The 15860-nt window shown below is 37.2% G+C and carries 15 protein-coding genes; all 15 read right to left on the bottom strand.

Features of this window, described 5'->3' with window-relative positions; all coding sequences use genetic code 11:
- Window positions 1-76: 76 nt before the first annotated feature.
- Window positions 77-532, bottom strand: coding sequence for a hypothetical protein (locus KO02_RS03335; protein ID WP_038695824.1), 456 nt, complete (start codon window positions 530-532; stop codon window positions 77-79).
- Window positions 533-549: 17 nt separating this feature from the next.
- Window positions 550-1089, bottom strand: coding sequence for a DUF420 domain-containing protein (locus KO02_RS03330; RefSeq protein ID WP_038695821.1), 540 nt, complete (start codon window positions 1087-1089; stop codon window positions 550-552).
- A 1-nt stretch (window position 1090) separates the two neighbouring features.
- Window positions 1091-1819, bottom strand: coding sequence for an SCO family protein (locus tag KO02_RS03325; protein WP_038695819.1), 729 nt, complete (start codon window positions 1817-1819; stop codon window positions 1091-1093).
- A 5-nt stretch (window positions 1820-1824) separates the two neighbouring features.
- Window positions 1825-2199: a cytochrome C oxidase subunit IV family protein gene (locus tag KO02_RS03320; protein ID WP_038695817.1), complete on the bottom strand. Its 375-nt coding sequence runs from the start codon at window positions 2197-2199 to the stop codon at window positions 1825-1827.
- A 27-nt stretch (window positions 2200-2226) separates the two neighbouring features.
- Complete coding sequence (locus KO02_RS03315) at window positions 2227-2961, bottom strand: cytochrome c oxidase subunit 3 (RefSeq protein WP_038695815.1); 735 nt, start codon at window positions 2959-2961, stop codon at window positions 2227-2229.
- A gap of 9 nt (window positions 2962-2970) precedes the next feature.
- On the bottom strand, window positions 2971-3558 hold the full coding sequence (locus KO02_RS03310; protein ID WP_038695813.1) for a heme-copper oxidase subunit III: 588 nt from the start codon (window positions 3556-3558) through the stop codon (window positions 2971-2973).
- Complete coding sequence (gene cyoE / locus KO02_RS03305) at window positions 3558-4466, bottom strand: heme o synthase (protein ID WP_038695811.1); 909 nt, start codon at window positions 4464-4466, stop codon at window positions 3558-3560. The genes KO02_RS03310 and cyoE overlap by 1 nt, the downstream gene beginning before the upstream one ends.
- A gap of 72 nt (window positions 4467-4538) precedes the next feature.
- The gene (locus KO02_RS03300) at window positions 4539-5582 is read right to left on the bottom strand and encodes a COX15/CtaA family protein (protein WP_038695809.1); all 1044 of its coding nucleotides are present in this window, start codon (window positions 5580-5582) and stop codon (window positions 4539-4541) included.
- 78 nt (window positions 5583-5660) lie between these two features.
- On the bottom strand, window positions 5661-7523 hold the full coding sequence (locus tag KO02_RS03295; RefSeq protein WP_200878599.1) for a cbb3-type cytochrome c oxidase subunit I: 1863 nt from the start codon (window positions 7521-7523) through the stop codon (window positions 5661-5663).
- 28 nt (window positions 7524-7551) lie between these two features.
- Window positions 7552-8886, bottom strand: a complete 1335-nt coding sequence (locus KO02_RS03290) for a cytochrome c oxidase subunit II (RefSeq protein ID WP_235212340.1) — start codon at window positions 8884-8886, stop codon at window positions 7552-7554.
- Between the two features lie 42 nt (window positions 8887-8928).
- Window positions 8929-10164 (bottom strand): hypothetical protein, encoded by a 1236-nt coding sequence (locus tag KO02_RS03285; RefSeq protein ID WP_038695807.1) that lies wholly within the window; start codon window positions 10162-10164, stop codon window positions 8929-8931.
- 19 nt (window positions 10165-10183) lie between these two features.
- Complete coding sequence (locus KO02_RS03280; RefSeq protein ID WP_400262359.1) at window positions 10184-10813, bottom strand: c-type cytochrome; 630 nt, start codon at window positions 10811-10813, stop codon at window positions 10184-10186.
- On the bottom strand, window positions 10806-11342 hold the full coding sequence (locus tag KO02_RS03275; protein ID WP_038695805.1) for a DUF3341 domain-containing protein: 537 nt from the start codon (window positions 11340-11342) through the stop codon (window positions 10806-10808). The genes KO02_RS03280 and KO02_RS03275 overlap by 8 nt, the downstream gene beginning before the upstream one ends.
- A gap of 5 nt (window positions 11343-11347) precedes the next feature.
- Window positions 11348-12823 carry an NrfD/PsrC family molybdoenzyme membrane anchor subunit gene (gene nrfD, locus KO02_RS03270; protein WP_038695803.1) on the bottom strand — a complete coding sequence of 492 codons (1476 nt, stop codon included), beginning with the start codon at window positions 12821-12823 and terminating at the stop codon, window positions 11348-11350.
- A gap of 29 nt (window positions 12824-12852) precedes the next feature.
- Window positions 12853-15858 (bottom strand): TAT-variant-translocated molybdopterin oxidoreductase, encoded by a 3006-nt coding sequence (locus KO02_RS03265; RefSeq protein ID WP_038695801.1) that lies wholly within the window; start codon window positions 15856-15858, stop codon window positions 12853-12855.
- Window positions 15859-15860: the final 2 nt, after the last annotated feature.

Below are 15860 nucleotides of genomic sequence, written 5' to 3'. Positions count from 1 at the left end.
CCCGCAACGCCAATATGCTGCGCAAAATAGTATAGCAATAAAAAAAGCGATGATTCACTATCATCGCTTTTTTTATTTAACCAAATACACGTTTGTGCCAGCTTTCGACAAAAGGAACTTCCCATTTATCTGCAAGAGCAGCAAGCGATGTAATGGTATTATCATATACCAACGTATCGTCATGAATAGCACCACCTTTTACCAGCCCTTCAAATTCACTCCTTGAAGCGACTTGAAGTTCACCAGCAGTTTTAAAAGCAACATTCATACGATCAAAAAGTTGAATATTAAATTCCTCCTCCAAAACTTTTAGAAAACGAACGGAGCTATCGATCGAACAGCCAGAAGCCGCCGCAATATGTTCGTCAACCGAAAGTACCACGAACAAATTAAACTTAACTTCCGCTTGGGCAGATAATGGTTCTCCATGAACTTTCCAACCCGCTGCAAAATCAGTTAATCTATTTTGAATCAATAAAGCTTCTTCATCAGTAAAGAAACGATTCGATTGATATACCCATGCACTTGTCATACCTTTTAATTTAATTATTAAACATAATAAGGTGAAATCATCAAATAAACAATAACACCCGTTATGGCAACATACAACCACATTGGATAGGTTATACGTGCTATTTTTTTATGCCTTTCATAAGATCCTGCCATACCTCTTACATAAGTAATCAATACAAAAGGAATAATGATGACCGACAAAATAATATGCGTAATTAAGATAAAATAATAAATTGGACGTAATATCCCTTCACCACCATATGATGTTGAATTAGAAGTCATGTGATAAGCCACATACATCCCTAAAAAAGCAACAGAACAACAAACGCATAATTTAATAAGTCGCTCATGTAAAATTCTATTACCATTTTTTATAGCCATAACAGCAGCAATCAATAAAACAGCTGTAAGACCATTGATCGTTGCATATATCGGAGGCAAAAAACTCAAAGGCTCAACATCATAACCTAGTTTCTTTAAGTTAACGCCAAATAACGCAGCAACGACAAGTGGAATAACAACCGACAAAACGATAATCCACTTGTTATATTTTTTCTCTTCTGCAGTCTGTCCCATTTTATTTATTTTCAATCTTTGGTGGATGATTTCTTATTTCTTCCACAACCAATAATTTAATTTCATCACTCAAACGCTCAGCCTCCCTTTTCGTCGTGATATCGTAAAATCCACGAATTCTTCTTTTTGAATCTATCAAAACATAGGAAGAACCGATAACAAATGGTTTATTAACATCGTCACTTGCTAAAGCATCTTGCAATAAACCCTGCTGTGCGAATTTGAAAATATCCGATGACGGCTTGGTCACAAAATACCATCTTTTCCCCGAAGGATCTATATTCTGAATGTAATTTTTTATTACTTCTGGACTATCATAGGTGGTATCCACAGTAACAGAATAAAATTTAACCATTCCATTATGTCTAAAATCACCCGAAACCTTATTCAAGTTATTGATCAATGAAGTTGAAAATGATTTATCTCGAGAATAAAACAGATGCACAACAGAAATAGCACTATCTTGATCAAACAGCTGTATAGGCTGACCATCGTAATTTACAAAGGAGATGTTGGGAACCTCATGATAGATGGTATCCATACGCTCTCGACCCCATTTTTTATGAGTAGTACCAGGAACTTCCTTCTCACCAAAAATAGGCAGTGTGGCATACGAATTTGCCATCCCATTTCTATTCAATACTACATACAAAAATCCTGGCAATAATAATATTATTGCCAGGATCATGATAGTTTGAATACCTCTCTTTTTACCAGTATTTTTACTCATTTACATTATTTATTTTCCCACACTTCGTGAGGTACCAAATCTGTCAATAAGAAATTACCTTCAGTAAGTAGTAAAATGATAAAGTAAATAATAAAAAGAAATACAATACTTACGGTAATTATAAAACTAGATTTCTCAAATTTTAAGTGCATAAAGTAAGCAACAATATAGTATGCTTTTACTAATGTCAACACGATATAAATCGTATTAACAAAAGCACCCTTTGTTAAAATTTGCCAGTGATGAACAAATCCCAATGCGATTAAGAATTCTAAAGCCGTTAAAGCTAAAAGTACGAAGAAAATTCTCCAGATACCTTTCTTATCCATTCCGTGTGCATGCTCATCGTGAGCGGCAATATTATCTTGATGTTGTGACATAGCTTTTCTAAAATTAAAAACTTATAATTATACTAAATAGAAGAATGTAAATACAAACACCCAAACTAAATCCACAAAGTGCCAGTATAAACCTACTTTTTCAATCATTAAATATGAACCACGATTCTGGAATGTGTTATTCATGGTCATGAACAATACAATAATATTTAATAAAATACCGATACTAACGTGGAATCCGTGGAAACCAGTAATTGTAAAGAATAGATTCGCAAATTGAAGTGCTGACGTATAGGAAATATCACTCGTAAAATATGGTTGTAAAGCTTCTTTAATAGCTTCACCCTCTAAACCTGTTGCCGGGTTTCTTCCAAACCAAAAACCAGCATGGTGTAAGTGAGTCCACTCAATAGCTTGACATCCTACGAAACAAATACCTCCTAGAATTGTCCATAACATCCATTTAACAACTTCTTGTTTCGAATTTCTATGTCCTGCTTCTACAGCCATTACCATCGTTACAGATGACATGATCAAAATGAAGGTCATGATACCTACGAAAACTAAAGGCTGTCCGCTTTCAGCAATACCCGGAATCGATTGGAAAATCTTATCAGGATCAGGCCATGTACTGTGTGCAAAACGTTGCGCTCCGTAATAAAGCAAAAACGAAGAAAATGTAAAAGCATCTCCTACCAAGAAAAACCACATCATGATTTTTCCGTATTCCAAATTCCAAGGTGATTTTCCACCATTCCATGGACCAGTTTTTACCTTATCCAATTGTGATACAGTTGTACTCATTGTTTACTATTATTGATTCAAAAGTAAGAAAACATATATATAAATCCATAAAAGATCGAGAAAATGCCAAAATATAGTGGCTAAATTCATGCGGAATTGATTGCTATCAGCAGGAAGTGGCTTAAACACACCTACTAAGGCAACAATCAATACGATCAAACCCGCAATTATATGTGCTAAGTGCATCCCTGTAAAAATATAAACAAAAGATTGCGATGCGTTATTATTCACAAAATAAACGCCACGCTCTGTCAATATTTCCCAAGAATCAACTTGAAACACAAAAAATATAACACCCAATAACAAAGTCACAAATAATAGTGCCTTCTGTCTAGCCAATTGACCTGCTTGCGCAGCTTTATAAGCCAAGTGCATACTGATACTGCTCAATACAATAGCAATTGTACTATAGATAAACGTATGGGGTAACAATGTTTTGATACCTTTATCCACACCACTGGCCGTATAAACAATAAAACCACTTGATAGTGCGGCAAATATCATAAACATACCCAGCATACCTAACCATAGCGCAAATTTTTGAGCCCTACGCGTTACTAACTTCTCGTCAGTTTGTTGTTCTCCTTGATTTAACATTATTTCAAAGGTAAAAAGTCAAATAATAAGACCAGTTGCGTAATAGGAAGGTAGAAAAACGATGTAAACATCACTTTTCTAGCTGAAGCAATATCCTGATTCTTAAAGAGCAAAAACCCATAATAAGCAAAGAACACACCTCCAATTACTGAAACAGCGGTAAAGATCCAACCAGCGAAACCGTAATACATGGGTAGAAAACCCGCAGGTATCATAATTAAAGCCGAAAAGAAAACCATAAAAGCAGAAATCTTATCACGCTTAGTGGTCGGTAACAACCTAAAACCAGCTTGTTTATAATCATCATCAATCACCCAGGCCAAAGACCAAAAATGAGGAAACTGCCATAGAAACTGAATTCCAAATAAGATAAATGGAATCATAATGATAGCACTCTCATTCGTTTGGCTGTACATCGCTAAATCGTCTTGACTAAAAGCCGCGAAATATCCGATTAGCGGAGGCAATGCCCCAGGGAAAGCCCCAACAAATACAGCGATTGGTGATTTTCTTTTTAATGGTGTATACACAAAAGCGTATAACAATATAGAAAAAACCGATAACAGGCCTGCAACGAAATTTAAACGCACTAAAACTAAAGTACCCAAGATCCCCATAATTAAACTTAGGATCAAAGCCTGACCTGTTGTCATTCTACCCGAAGGTAACGGACGATCAGCGGTACGAGTCATTAATTTGTCCAAATCCTTTTCAATGATTTCGTTGAATCCATTAGCTGCACCAGTCACTAGGAAACCTCCTACTGTTAATAACAACCAATTCACCCACAACAAATCTCCACCTAGTTGCTTAGCACCAATCAAAAAAGAGATAGACGCCGAGAAAACAACCGTTAATGTCAGTCTTAACTTAACTAATTTCTTGAAATCAGAAATAAACTCTTTCATAGCGACAAATGTCCTCTTTTTAATTTCGTGTACAAATCAATATCACATTGTACATCCATTTCATTCATTCAATTAACGTTGCGATTTTCCTAGTAACAACATCAAGTAATATTGAGTGCCAAATAAAAGGCAACCAACCACTAAGTGAGTTGTCTGTGCGAATGCCGGAACTGCAAACTTTGCCAAAACAATACCTGACAACATTTGAATACCGACTAAAATAAAGAGTATAGTAACAAACCTCGCTTGATCTGTACTACCACTAAATTTAGTACGCACTAAAAAGAACAATACAATTACTAAAATCAAAGAACTATATGCTAGCCAACGATGAATTTCAAAATGTTGGCCGATATTTTGTATAAAGTCTTCTCTTGGCATACCTGAAGCTGTCAACATATCAACAATTTCACGCACTTCCGTTCCGAAGACAACTTGCACCAACATCAACAAAAGTGAGATGAAAGCAAGTATTTTTAATCCACTTGAGTCGCGATTAACTAAAATTGATTTATCGCGCCAAGTTGTTGCTTTAAAATAGGTATATATGGCGATAGCAACAATAACTAAAGCTAAAAGCATATGTACCGTAATTACCCAAGGAGTCAAATTAGTTGAAACAACTATAGAACCTAACCATGCTTGAACAACAACAACAAAAACATTAACTACAGACCAAATAAAGATCGATCGCTTAGATTTAATATAGGTAAAGGAATAAATGGCCGTAAACAATAAACAAAAACCTGCTATCACACCAACCAGACGATTGGCATACTCCGTCCAGGTCTTCGCTACGTTAAACTCCTCATGCTCAAGAATAGTCTTGTCATGACGAATTTTAGTGGCCAATTCACGGTAACCAAAGAATTCAATCATTTTGGCAAACCGCTCATTCTTATTTGCTCTACCCGTAATATAATGTTCTTCATAACCCACAGGCAACTGCGATACATCTGTGGGAGGAATAACCTGATTAAAACACTTAGGCCAATCAGGGCAACCCATGCCAGACCCCGTACTACGTACGACCCCTCCAGCTACAATAACTAAAAACAAAACAATAATAGTAATGAAATTAGATCGAATAAAACGCTTTTCAGCAGCTGGAAACATATCTTTAACCCTTTTATGTTATGAATAATGTTTAGTGTAAGTCACGCTGTGCGACTTACACTAAACATCATCAATTATTTATTTTTTATTTTGAGCATCCCATTCTGCTTGGATACGCTCTGCCTCTTCGTTGCCTTCGAAATCATGAATGAAATTCGAACTCATAGTTTCAGAGAAAGGAACAGTCTGAGGGATAAAATCCGCATCATGACCTGGCTTACTGTAATCATAAGGCCAACGGTATACAGTCGGGATTTCTCCTGGCCAGTTACCATGAATGTGCTCTACTGGAGTAGTCCACTCCAATGTATTCGAGTTCCATGGATTCTGAGGAGCGCGCTCACCAAAGAAGATAGAGTAGAAAAAGTTAAACAAGAAAGCAACTTGTCCTAAACCAGCGATGATCGCAGCCCAAGTAATCAATAAGTTAACAGATACCCATTTCTCCATGAAAGCAAATTCAGTGAATGCATAGTAACGACGAGGAACACCATCTATACCCATAAAGTGCATTGGGAAGAATACCAAGTACGCTCCGATGAAAGTCATCCAGAAGTGTAAGTAACCCAACTTCGTGTTCATCATACGACCAAACATTTTTGGAAACCAGTGGTATACACCACATAACATACCAAAAATTGAAGCAGATCCCATTACCAAGTGAAAGTGGGCAACAACAAAGTAAGTATCGTGTAAGTTGATATCTAATGCCGCATTACCTACGAACAATCCTGTAAGACCACCTGAGATAAAGAATGATACCAAACCAATAGCAAACATCATCGCTGGAGTGAAACGAATGTTACCTCTCCATAATGTAGCCATATAGTTAAAAGCCTTAACAGCTGAAGGAACCGCAATAATCAATGTTGTGATCATAAATACCCCTCCTAAGAAAGGATTCATACCCGTCACAAACATGTGGTGACCCCATACGATAAATGATAGAACAGTAATACCAATTAACGAGTAAACCATCGCGTGGTAACCAAAGATTGGTTTACGAGAGTTTGTTGAAATAACTTCCGAAGTAAGACCCAATGCAGGCATAACAACGATATATACTTCTGGGTGACCTAAGAACCAGAATAAGTGTTGGAACAATAGTGGTGAACCACCTTCATTCGGTAAAATCTGACCTTGAACAACTAAATCTGATAAGTAGAAAGAAGTACCGAATGAACGGTCAAAAATCAATAGAACAACAGCTGCAACTAAAACTGGGAAAGATAACATACCTACAATAGCAGTTAAGAAGAATGCCCAAATTGTTAATGGCATTTTCCATAAATCCATCCCTTTAGTACGCATGTTCAAAATTGTACTCACGTAATTGATACCACCAATAATTTGTGATGCCACAAATAAAACCATACTGATCAACCATAATGTCATACCAGTACCTGAACCAGAAATGGCCTTTGGAACAGCAGATAACGGTGGATAAATTGTCCAACCTGCTGATGCAGGTCCACTTTCAACAAAGAAAGAAGCAATCATAATAACAGATGCTACAAAGAACATCCAATATGACAACATATTCATTAGTGGAGACGCCATATCGCGCGCACCAATTTGATAAGGAATCAATAGATTACTAAAAGTACCCGATAACCCCGCTGTTAATACGAAGAATACCATGATGGTACCGTGAATGGTAACCAATGAGAGAAAAAACTCAGGATTGATACGACCACCTTCAGCCCATTTACCTAAGAATACTTCTAAAATTGGAAATTCTTTGTCCGGCCAAGCAAGTTGGATACGGAATAAGATCGATAAGATCATGGCAAATACCGCCATGAAAATACCCGTGATCAAAAATTGCTTGGCAATCATCTTGTGGTCACCACTGAAGATATACTTCGAGATGAATGACTCTTGATGATGTCCGTGCGAATCGTGATGCTCAGCGCTATGAGAAATAACTGTACTTGACATATTCGTTTTTAAAATTCAATTATTCTAATTAATTTAATGAAGCAGTAACGTTTACGCTATTATTTACTTCCTGAGTTGTTGAATTATCAGCAAACTCTTTCTGTAAATCCTCAGTAAAATATTTATTTTGAGTTGCTAACCATTCCTTGTATTCAGCTTCAGAAACAATTATAACTTTTTTACCCATACTATAGTGACCTTGACCACAGATCTTATTACATAACATAATGAAATCGTACTTAGGGTCATCCATACGTTCACGCATTTCTTCAGTAGTCACCGTTGGTGTAAACTGAAAGTAATTCGTCATACCTGGTACTGCGTTGATTTGAACACGGAAATCAGGAATATAGAACGAGTGAATAATGTCTTTAGAAAGGATATGAAAACGAACTGATTTATTAACAGGTAATACAATGTCGTCAGCCTTGATATCATCCCAAGATCTTTTATCCTTGAAATCGATACCATAACCATTCGTTGGAGTTGTTAATTTGTAGTTACGTTTTCCGATTTCACCATCAGATCCAGCATAACGGATATTCCAAGCAAATTGCTCTGCTAATACCTCAACTTGGATAGCTGATTTTTGTAAATCTTCAGGTACATTTGTAATTGATCTCCAAGTAAAGAAACCAAATAAAACCAATACCGTTAATACAACAGCTGGAATAATCGTCCAGATTTTCTCCAATGTATTATTATGTGGCAAATAATATGCTTTATGATCTTTACGCATTCTATAGATAAACGTGAACGTCAACAATAAAATGTGTGTAACCACCAATACGAACGTTGTAATGACCGTCGTAATGATAAACATCGTGTCAATCTTAGCACCATGTTCAGTAGCAGCATCTCTCCAAGCCATACCACCATGTACATGGAAGGAATAGTAAACTCCACCTAAGAAAACAAATAGGAAGATGAATAACAAACTAGCTTGAACATTATTTGATGCTAAAGGATTATATTTTCTATTCATCTTGTTCGTCAACTCATAAATAGAGATAACTTTACCTATAACAGCAACAACTGTACAGATAACCAAGAATAGTAAAACATAATAAACGAAGTTTTTATAAACCTGAGGGTCTATCGATTTAACTTCTGCTGCAGCTGCAGCGTCAACTTTTGTCGTAGACGCACCTGCTGAAACCGCTACTTCTGCTTTTGCAGTAGCCGCCGAATCAACAACATTTGCTCCATCAGCTGTTGCATTAACTGCAACAGCTTCCGTAGCTTTAGTCGTATCTACCACTACAGTATCTTGACTTGCGAAAGAAGGGACTGCGAAAAACAATCCGACTGCAAGTACAAAACCCAAGATGGATTTGAATCTATTATTTAATTTAAAGCTCATTTCTTTATAACGATTTTACGTAATATCCCTTTAAAAGCGAAACTATATTTGGTGATGCAAACTCTCATCCAAGAAAGGATGATTTTTCGCTACCAAACCTTGCTTACTCAATTTATTCATTACCAAGAATGTAAACAAACCTACAAAACCAAGTGCTGTACCAATTTCTACAAAACCAAATCCACGATTCTCCTCAACTGTACCTGGCATGATCATAATATAGTAATCTAACCAGTGACCCGCTAATAACAAGATAGCAACGAATAACATCCAGTTCTGTCTACGTTTTGCATGACGATCTACTAATAGTAATAAAGGAGCTAAGAAATTGATGATAAGGCTTAACCAGAACCATGGTTTATATTCCGGCTCCCAACGTTTGTAGAAATACACAGTCTCCTCAGGCATATTTGCATACCAAATAAGGATAAATTGTGCAAACCAAACATAAGTCCAGAAGATAGAGAAACCAAAGATTAAGTTACCTAAATCATGTAAATGATTCTCATTTACCCAATTCATATAACCTGCTTTTTTCAATACGACTAAGATAACCGTGATTACACATAAAGCACTAACCCACATGGCAGCAAAGTTGTACCAACCAAACATCGTAGAGAACCAGTGTGCTTCCAATGACATGATCGTATCGAATGACCAAATTGGAGTTGTGAAACCAAAAATTACTAAAAATAAAGCTGATAATTTAAAGCTCTTTTTATAAGAGTTTAAACCACCGTCTAAATCTTCTTTGTAAGACAATTTAGCAAGGATAACAGCAAAAATACTGTACGCTCCCATAAAAATTACTTGACGTGTTAAAAATCCTGAAAAATTCAAATACCAAGACTTACCAGCAATGATACTATCGTAATTCGGACTATTTGGATCTGTAAGACCCTCTGCATACCAATGGTGGTATAGATTGTGAGTGCTTAATCCTAACACAACAATCACTAATAATATGATTGAAGCAATAGGCAAAATAGCTGCCATTGCCTGAGGTATACGAACGATACCTGCTGACCAAGCAGATTGAGTTACATATTGTAACGCTACGAAAAACGCTCCCGCAGCACATACGCATGTAAAATAATAACCCATCAATAATAAGTTAGCATAAGTACGCTCTACTAGAATATGATCGCCCATAAGCATTCCGTAGGCTACTGCAGCTATACCAACAACGATTGCGATAATACTGTATGTCTTTGCTTTACCAGCAAACTCGTATCGCTCGTTGAAATTATAATCGTGATGATGATTGTGAGTTCCCATTTATTTATCTGATGTTAGATTATTTCTTTTGTAATTCATGAACGTACATAACTACTTCCCAACGTTCTTCAGGAGACATCTGCGATGCATGCGATCCCATAGAGTTGTGACCGTAATAAATCGTATGGTAAATTTTACCAGCTGTCAAATCAGCCATCAAACCACCTCTTGAAGAGTTTGCACCATCCGTTTTATGATATGACGGTGGATTAGGGAAGTTTTCTAACTTACGAGTTCCTTTTGAATCGGTAATACTACGATCTTTTGTAATATTGCCATCACCTTTACCTTCTGGACCGTGACAAACAGCACAGTAAGTTGCAAACAAAGCTTGCCCTTTTTCCAAATTAAGTGCTGTGTATTCCAAAGGATTGCTAACCTCACGTCCTGCACGTTCGTAATCTTCTAAAGTATTCGCATACTCAAAACGGATAAAACCAATAGGATCTGTTCCTTGAGGTGGCGTTTGAGCAGTTTGCTTATTTTTAAAATTCTCGTTTGGTTGATCCGGATTATACGCAATTGGATCATACATGTTACGAGAGAATTCCCAACCTGTACTACGAGTTGTCTTGTCACCACAAGAAGAAACGACTGCTGTCAACGACAGAGCTGCACATACTGTAACGAGTAAATTCTTCTTATTCATAACTAACATATTTTCTATCATTGTACTTAACTTCTACAGCACCCGTTTCTTTCAATATAGAATCGATCAACGCATGGTCTGTGTTTTCACGAGCATCAATAGCGATGATGAAACGATCATCTGTAGCTCTTAAATCCATTACTCGAGGTGTACGACCTGGGAATAAGTGATTGCGATAAAAGAATGTCGCAACCATACCTAATGCACAGATTAAAATAGTCACCTCAAATGTTACTGGAACAAAGTTCGGAATAGCAAACGATGGTTTACCACCGATATTCATTGGCCAATCGTGTACCATTGTATAATACAATAAACTAAAGCCCAATGTTGTTCCTAACACTCCAAAGCAAAATGCTGCAATAGGCAAACGCGAAGGTTTAACGCCCAATTTAGCTTCAATACCGTGAATTGGCATTGGAGTAAAGCAATCATAAATGCTTACATTATTTTTCTGCAATTTGTCGATCCCATGCATCATATCATCCGGATCAGCAAAACTACCTATTATATATTTTGTATTGCCCATTGCTATTATTTTAACTCTTTAATTTCCTGTTCTGTTACCGAATCATATTTGCCTAAAGAATTTCTAAAGTGTTCCACTTGCTCTGCAGGGAAAGCACCTTCTTTAACCAATTTCGTTTTGTGTTGTAAACTTGAGCTTTTCAACAACAATTTAACTTCCGCAATCGCGATACCTGGTAAGAAACGTAAGAACAATAAGAACATCGTAAAGAATAGACCGATAGATCCAACGAAAATACCAACGTCTGTCCAAGTAGGGTAAAACATAGCCCAAGATGATGGTAAGTAATCGCGGTGTAAAGAAGTCACGATAATTACGAAACGCTCAAACCACATACCAATATTTACCACAATAGATAATATCCATGAAATTGGAATACTTGTACGAATTTTCTTAAACCAGAATAGTTGTGGTGAAACTACGTTACAAGTCATCATCGTCCAGTAAGCCCAAGCATATGGACCAAACATACGGTTTTCGAAAGCATACATCTCGTACTCTGATTGCGAGTACATCGCGATGAATAACTCCGTTAAGTATGCGATACCTACGATAGAACCTGTTACCATGATAATTTTATTCATGGATTCAATGTGGAACATCGTGATGTAGTTCTCAAAATTCATCACTTTACGTAAGATCAACAATAAGGTCTGCACCATCGCAAAACCTGAGAAGATCGCACCTGCAACGAAATATGGAGGGAAGATTGTTGTATGCCATCCTGGGATAACAGAAGTTGCAAAGTCAAAAGATACGATCGTGTGTACCGAAAGTACCAATGGAGTTGAAATACCTGCTAAGATTAAACAGACTATTTCGAAACGTTGCCAAGTCTTCACAGATCCGTTCCAACCAAATGACATGACAGAATAGATTTTTTGTCTTAGGCCTGTAGCACGGTCACGAATAGTAGCAATATCAGGTAACAATCCACAGTACCAGAATACCAATGATACCGTGAAGTACGTAGAAATTGCAAATGCATCCCATACTAAAGGTGAGTTGAAGTTAACCCATAAAGATCCGAATTGGTTTGGCAATGGGAAAATCCAGTATGCTAACCAAGGTCGTCCCATGTGAGCAACAACATACGTTGCAGCACAGATAACGGCAAAGATCGTCATTGCCTCTGCTGAACGGTTAATGGAGTTACGCCAGTTTTGACGGAAAATTAATAATACGGCCGAAATTAACGTACCAGCGTGACCGATACCTACCCACCATACAAAGTCGGTGATATCCCAAGCCCAGCCTACAGTTTTATTCAGACCCCAAGCGCCGATACCTGTCCAAAAGGTATAACTAACGCTGACTACCCATAATAAAGCACCTAATACGGCTATAGTGAAGCCAATCCACCATGCTTTATTCGGTTTATTCTCAACCGGTAGTAAGATATCATCCGTAATTTTAGCATACGTGATGTCCTTACCGGTCATTAATGGTTCTCTTAATATTGATTCGTTATGCGATGACATAGTATTTTTATTTCAAATAATGAACAAGATTACGCCTCAAAAGTGTTTCTAACTTTTGTCATATAACCGATACCCGGCTGTACATTGATTTCCTCAAGTACGTAATAAACACGCTCATTGCGCAATGCTTTAGATACTTCTGATTCTGGATCATTAGCATCACCAAAGATAATTGCATTCGCTGAACATGCTTGTTGACATGCCATTTGGATATCACCGTCTTTTACTTTACGATTTTCCATTTTCGCATGTAACTTACCAGCTTGGATACGTTGGATACACATCGAACATTTCTCCATAACCCCACGTGAACGTGTTGTTACATCTGGATTCAACACCAATTGTGTAAACTCATTATTCAAGTAGTTGTCAAAACGCGAATCATTCCAGTAATTAAACCAGTTAAAACGACGTACTTTATATGGACAGTTATTCGCACAGTAACGTGTTCCGAAACATCTGTTGTAAGCCATGTGGTTCAAACCTTCTGATGAGTGTACAGTAGCTAATACTGGACAAACTGTCTCACATGGTGCATGCGCACAATGTTGACACAACATCGGTTGGTGAACAACAGTTACATTTTCGAAATCGCTCAACTGTTTGATATCATCCTCTTTTGTATACTCTTTACCATCTTCCTCGATTGTATAGTAACGATCAATACGTAACCAGTGCATTTCACGACGACGGCGAACCTCATCACGACCTACAACAGGAATGTTATTTTCTACGTTACAAGCAACAATACAAGAACCACAACCTGTACAAGCATTCAAATCGATTGCCATGACCCATTTATGACCTGGTTGCTCATACTTATTCCACAAATCATAAGTTTTGTGTTTATCTGTAAAGCGACCTGACTCTGAGTTAGGATCTTTTAAATATTTAGCGAAAGTAGTCTCACGAATGATGTTACGACCTTCGATGGTATGGTGTGTTTGCGTTTGTGCTAATTGATAGATACGAGTTGATTTAGCAATAGTTGCTTTTGCTACAAATTGAATTGTACCATTTACCAAGCTCGCAAAAGGATAAGCATTCTGACCAACATTGTTACCAGCCTTACCTACTTTAGTACGTCCGTAACCAATAGCTACTGAAACTGTACCCAAAGCTTGACCTGGTTGTTGCACAACTGGCAGCTCAACTTTGTAACCATTAGCTTCAACTGTTACCGTTGAATCTTCAGCTAAACCTAATTTTTCAGCGTCTTTCGGATTGATAGCAGCATAGTTGTCCCAAGTTACCTTAGAAACTGGATCTGGCACCTCTTGTAAATAGGCATTATTTGCAAATTTACCATCACGAATAGCACTTGGCTCATATAATTTCAACTCGAAATCACCAACTACTGTTTTAGCGGCAGCAAGAGCTGCACTAGCAGCAGCCTCTACATTACCAGAGAAAGAATAAGAAGAAGCTGTTTTAGCACCTTTATATTCAAAACCAGTCTGTAATACTGCATTCCAGTTTTTAGCACTTCCAGCTAAAATAGTTGAAGTCCAAAGATCCTTAACGAAAGTATAGATATCTGTCGTATCACCCGCCCATACCAATAAAGATTGATCTGCTTGACGTGTGTTGAATACAGGATTGATTGTCGGTTGAACGATAGAGAATAATCCTTCTTTTGGAGAAGCATCACCCCATGATTCCAAGAACGTACTTGTTGGAGCAATCGCCGTCAATTCAGAAGCAGTCTCATCAGCACGTTGTGAGAAAGATAATGTAAAATCAACTTTCTTTAACGCAGCTTTAACTTCTTCAGCTTTGAAATAATCATAAACAGGGTTACTGTTCAAGAATAAAGCAACACCTACTTGACCTGCTTGAGCACTTGTTAAGAATTGTGTAAAAGCAGCATCAGAACCTTGATGTTGTTTAGAATAATTATCTAAATCAATTGTCGATCCGTATGAAGCCAATGCACTGTTGATCGCATTTGCTAAGGTTTGAATGTTAACATCATTCGAACCAGCAACTACAACTGCAGCACCTTTATTACTTACTAATTCTTTAGCAGCTAAAGTAACTGCCGTTTGTGCTCTTTTAGTAGCAATACCACCCGCTAAAGATGAACCTGTGATTTCATTATACAATGAAATTAAAACAGCAACTTCTTCCGAAGGTTTAATTGCGATACGCACATCCGCATTAGAACCCGTCATACTTAGACCAGATTCAAATTGAATATGACGTGACATTTTACCATTTTTCAATGATTTGTGATCACGATTTTTAACATATTGCTGCGTGTGTTCTTCGCCAGCTAACCAAGTTCCTAAGAAATCAGCAGCTACAGAAACAACAACATTTGCTTTATCAAAATTGTAAGAAGGAACGACTGCTTTTCCAAAAGTGTTTTTGTTCGCTTCAATAATAGCGCTGTAAGAAACAGCATCTACTTGTACCAAGTTAGTCGTTGGGTACTTCGCTGTTAATTTTGCGATAGCAGCCAATGTAGTAGGACTATTTACAGTACTAGCAACAATAGTAATTTGTTTACCAGCACTTGAAGCTGCATTTAAAGCAGCAACAACAGTACTATCTAATTTAGACCATTCAACATCTTGCCCTTTTAATTGAGCTGTTTTTAATTTAGACTCATCATATAAATCTAAAACTGATGCTGCAGTTCCTGAATCCGTACCTTGATTTAAACCAATGGCATTCGGGTTAGCCTCTACGTTAATAGGACGACCTTCACGTGTTCTTACTAAAATACTTTGACCATTGAATGTCGAAGTATAAAAGTTAGGAATACCAGGAGTAATCTCCTCTGGTTTTATTAAATAAGGAACTGCTTTATGCACAGGAGTGCTATTACAAGCTGCTAAAGTAACAGCCCCAACACCAAAACCTAATGCTTTTAAGAAGTCACGGCGTGGAGTTTTTGTACTCAACCCTGCTTCATTTAAAACATCTTCTACAGGAATAGATTCGGCAAACTCACCCTTACTCTTTTGAACAAAAGCAGGTGTTTGTTTCAATTCTTCCAAACCTTTCCAATATTTTTTATTGCTATCCATTT

Source organism: Sphingobacterium sp. ML3W, assembly GCF_000747525.1.
Lineage (GTDB): Bacteria > Bacteroidota > Bacteroidia > Sphingobacteriales > Sphingobacteriaceae > Sphingobacterium.
Note: the sequence above shows the minus strand (reverse complement) of the source record. Positions and strands in the feature narration are given on the sequence as shown.